This is a genomic window from Janthinobacterium sp. UMAB-60 (assembly GCF_900095235.1).
Classification (GTDB): domain Bacteria; phylum Pseudomonadota; class Gammaproteobacteria; order Burkholderiales; family Burkholderiaceae_D; genus Janthinobacterium.
In genome coordinates, this window is record NZ_LT607484.1 from 464,896 (window position 1) to 469,628 (window position 4,733).

A 4,733-nucleotide genomic window follows, 5' to 3' on the forward strand; every position below is an offset into this window, starting at 1 on the left:
CAATTTGCGCCTGGCTGATGCTGCCCGTGCCCGTGCCCGTGGCAGCCGTCAGGTTGTAGTTGCCGGCGTCCGTGCCGCCCAGGGCCAGGCCGCCGGCATTGACAACCTTGCCGCTGCCGACATTCTTGTCGATGAAGTTGGCCGAGGTCGCGCTGACGCTCAAGCTGTCGCCATTGACCATGCCGGCAAACGTGGCGCCGGCGTTGCTGACGGTGGCCGTCTCCGTGGCGTCATACGTCTTGCCGGCGGCCGCGATACCGGTCACGCCCGTGATGGTCGCCTTGGCGATATCGCCCGTGCCGGTGGCCGTGTTGCTGGCCAGGGTGTAATTGCCCGCATCCGCGCCACCGAGTGCGATGCCGCTGACGTTGACCGTTTTACCGGTGCCGGCGTTCTTGTCGCTGAACGCGGCCTTGGTGGCGGTGAAAGACAGACTGTCACTGCCCAGCAGGCCATTGAAGGTGGCGCCGGCGTTCAAGATGGCCGCGTCCGTGCCGTCATACGTCTTGCCGGCGGCCGTGATGCCGGTCACGCCGGTGATGGTCGCCTTGGCGATATCGCCCGTGCCGGTGGCCGTGTTGCTGGCCAGGGTGTAATTGCCCGCATCCGCGCCACCGAGTGCGATGCCGCTGACGTTGACCGTTTTACCGGTGCCGGCGTTCTTGTCGCTGAACGCGGCCTTGGTGGCGGTAAACGTCAGGCTGTCGCCGCCGAACATGCCGTTGTAGGTGGCGCCGGCGTTCAAGATGGCCGCGTCCGTGCCGTCATAGGTCTTGCCGGCGGCCGCGATGCCGCTGACGCTGGCAATTTGCGCCTGGCTGATGCTGCCCGTGCCCGTGCCCGTGGCAGCCGTCAGGTTGTAGTTGCCGGCGTCCGTGCCGCCCAGGGCCAGGCCGCCGGCATTGACAACCTTGCCGCTGCCGACATTCTTGTCGATGAAGTTGGCCGAGGTCGCGCTGACGCTCAAGCTGTCGCCATTGACCATGCCGGCAAACGTGGCGCCGGCCGCATTGACGATGGCGTTCAGGCCACCGTCGTAGACCTTGCTGCCGACCACGATACTGGTGACCGCGGAAATGGTGGCTTTGGTGATATTGGCCGTCACTGAAGTATCGGCCAGCGTGTAGTTGGACGCCAGGCCGCCGCCGCCATTGCCCAGGGTGGTGTGGACGGTGACCGTCTTGCCATTGCCGGCGTTCTTGTCGGCAAACGCGGCGGTAGGGCCTGCCGCCAGCGTTTCGCCGCTAACCAGGCCGGTGATGCTGCCCTTGTTGATGGCGGCCGTCGCGTTGCCATCGTACTCTTTGTTGTCCACCGCCAGGTTAGTCCAGGTCAGCGTCTTGGCCGTGATGGTGCCGGTAACGTTGGTCGGCGCGGTCACCGTATAGTTGCTGGCCAGGCCGCTGCCGTCAAGCAGCGCGCCGACCGTCACCCTCACCACCTTGCCGGCGCCGGCGTTGTTGTCGGCATACGCACCGGCCGAGGTACCCAGGCTCAACGTTTCGCCGCCGATCAGGCCAGTCAGGGAGCCGCCGGTCAGGGTGGCGGTGGTGCCGCCGTCATATTGCCGGGTGGTGGCGGCCAGGCCCGACAAGGTCAGCGCTTTCGGCGTGATGGTGCCGGTCAGCCCGTTCGCCGTGACAATATAGTTGCCGCCGGCGCTGCCGGTGGTGATCGCCGTGACGGCCTTGCCGGTACCTGCGTCCTTGGTGTCGAAGGCGCCCGTGTTGAACGTGAGGTTGCCGCTGTCCTGCAACAGCACGCCGGACAGCGAGCCGCCGGACAGCGTGGCGGCCGTGGTGCCGTCATAGTCGCGGCTGACCACCGTCGCGCCGCTCAGGGTCGCGGCGCGCTTGTCGATGGTCAGGGTGGTGGGGTTGGAACTGATGGCGTAACCATGCTGGCCTGAATACAGGCCGCCGGCCGTGATGGCGTAGGTGCCGGCATTGACGGCGCTGCCCGCCGCGCCGTAATTCAGGGTACCGGACAGCGAGACGTTCGGGTTTGAATACGTGTAGCCCGGCGCCGCCCAGCTATTGGTGCCGTCATAGGTCTTGCTGGCGTTCGAGGCAAACGTCACCTGCAGCGGCGTCATGAAGGCGCGCAGCAAGGGGTAGGTATTCGTGTCGTAGACGATCCACGTGCTGGCCAGGTTCCAACCCGGCGCACTGTAGGTGGACAGCAATTTCATTTGCGCGGTGGACAAACCGGTACCGGTCGCGCTCGTCGCGATGCCACTGGTGGTGGCATCCCAGAAATTGCTGCTGCCCGAGCCGAAGTTATAGCCCAGCAAACCACCGGTATTGGTGCTGCCGGTCACCTGGCCAGTAGAATAATTATTGATCACCGAGCCAACATTGCTGCCGAGCAGGCCACCCACGCCATCGATGCCGGTGACCGCTCCGGACGCATAGTTATTGTTGATAGTGCCCGTACTATTGCCGACCAGGCCGCCGACAAAGTTGTTGCCCGTCACGTTGACCGTGCTGAAGTTGCCGCTGACCGTGCCTCCCTGATTGGCGCCCACCAGGGCGCCCGTGTAATCCCTGCCCGTAATGCTGCCCCCTTCCAGGCCGACATTGCGCACGGATGCCCCGTTGGAAATATAGCCGAACAGGCCGGAAAAGTCGGTGCTCGGGCGATTCACCACCAGGCCCGAAATGGTATGGCCGGCGCCGTCGAGGCTGCCGCTGAACGGGCTGCTTGCTCCCGTGCCGACCGGAACGAAGGTCGCGCCGTTCCACACATCGCCGGCGGTACCGGTACCGGCGGTATTGATATCCTGCTTCAGCGTGTAGTTGCCAGCCAGGTTCATTGCCATCAATTGCAACTGGTGCGACGAGTAGATATTGCTGCTGTACTCGGCCGCCAGCATCGGCCCGGTGGCGCCTGTCGCGTTGCCTGCGCCGTTGAGCGAGCCGTCGGTATTGACCATGACCCAGTTATTGCCCGTTGCACCGGTCGTGGTCGTGAAAGTAAAGGCGCTGAAATTCGATGCTGTTTGCATTTGCGTCGATGTCAGGCCAGTGAGCGAGGGAGTGCTGGGGCCGCCGTTATTGCCGACACCTGCTATGCCAGAGTTCACGGTCGTGTTGTAATACCCGCCAGTGATCACGGGACTGGTGCCGGCAGCGATACTGCCGAGTACGCCGCCCAGGACTCCGGAACCGCCTGGAAGCAGGCTCACCGCGCCAGACGAATACACATTCACGATCGAGCCCGCACTGGTGTTGGTGCCAACCACGCCGCCCACGGCCGTGACGCCCGTTACCGTGCCGGTCGCGTAACTGTTTTTGATAATGCCTGAGTTTCCTCCAACCAAGCCACCGATGCCGGTGGCGACCAGGCCAACGCTGCTCACCGCGCCGGTCGAATAGCTATTGATGATCTGGCTGGATGCGACATTGGAGCCGACCAGACCGCCGGTCAGGCTTTTGCCCGTCACGGTGCCGGTATTGAAACTGTTGGTGATGACGCCGGTAGCGCGATTATAGGATGTTAGCCCCCCTGTATTGCTGGTTCCTGACACATTGCCGCTATTAAAACTATTGCTGATAATACCCAGATTGTTGCCAGTCAGGCCGCCCGCAGTGTACGCGCCCACCACATCACCAGCATTATAGCTGTTGGTAATGCTGCTGGTTTTGGTGGTATTGCCAACCAGCCCCCCCAGCCAGAAGTCATAGTTCCCCACGACGCTGACCTTGCTGCTGTTGTAGCTGTCACTGATTGTGCCACTGTTGAGTCCGACGAGGCCGGCGCCGATGGCGCCGGTCGTGACCGTCACCGAACCACCGCTGACATACGCATTGCTGATGGTGCCACTGTTGATACCGGCCAGTCCGGCAATATTGCCTTGTGCTGCGACGATATTGGCGCTGATGACAGGCGCGACCAGCCCGATATTGCGCAGGCTGCCGCTATTGGAGCCGAACAGGCCCGCCAGGCCCGCCGAGGCGGTGGTGGAACTGGTCAAGCCGGTCACGACATGGCCCAAGCCGTCGAACTGACCGGTGAATGGCGTGGCGGTGGTGCCGATCGGCGTGAAGCCGTTGGCGCCCCAAACCGCCGTGCTCGACGTGCCGCTGGCGTCGATATTTGCACCCAGCACGAAGTTGCCGCTCAGCGCATTTTTCAGGCCCTGCAAATCGGTGCCGCTGGTGCTGGTGGCCGCGCCCAGGCTGTTGATCACCGTGTAGGCCGTCGCCGTGCCGTCGCTGCCCAGCTTGGTGCTGAAGTTCAGCCCCGATGGCAGATCGATCTCGGCCTTGACGTTGTACTTGCTCGTGTTGCCGGATGCAACGTTAGCCTGGCCATATTCCAGCGCCAGGCTGGCCGTGCCGGAACCGCGCAGCGGCTGGTTGACGTTGATATTGTTTTGCGCCGTCATCTTCAGCTGGTTGGCCGACCATGAAATCGTGTCGTTGACGTTGATGTCGCCCAGCGTGCCGCTGCCGCCCGAGACGCTCTGAATCTGGACACTGGTGCTCTTGAGCGCATTCGTATAAAACGCGCCGGTCTGGTCGCCGCCGGACGCCGCGATGGTGTAGTCGGTCGGGTCGATCAGCCAGGTGCCGGTCAGGCCGTGGCTGGATGCCGTCGTGACCTTCAACGCGTCATCGAGTTTGACGTGCGCAGCGGATGTCTCGACAAAGCCGCCGTTACCACCGCCAGGCGCGCTGGCGTCCAGCGTGCCGCCCGCGTTCACCGTGCCGCTTTGCATGTCGCCCAGC

General features: G+C 63.6%; 1 protein-coding gene. It reads right to left on the reverse strand.

What is annotated here, in order from left to right; translation table 11 throughout:
- On the reverse strand, positions 1-4,733 hold a 4,733-nt coding region (locus K0F86_RS07960), incomplete at both ends, for an S-layer family protein (protein WP_257572041.1).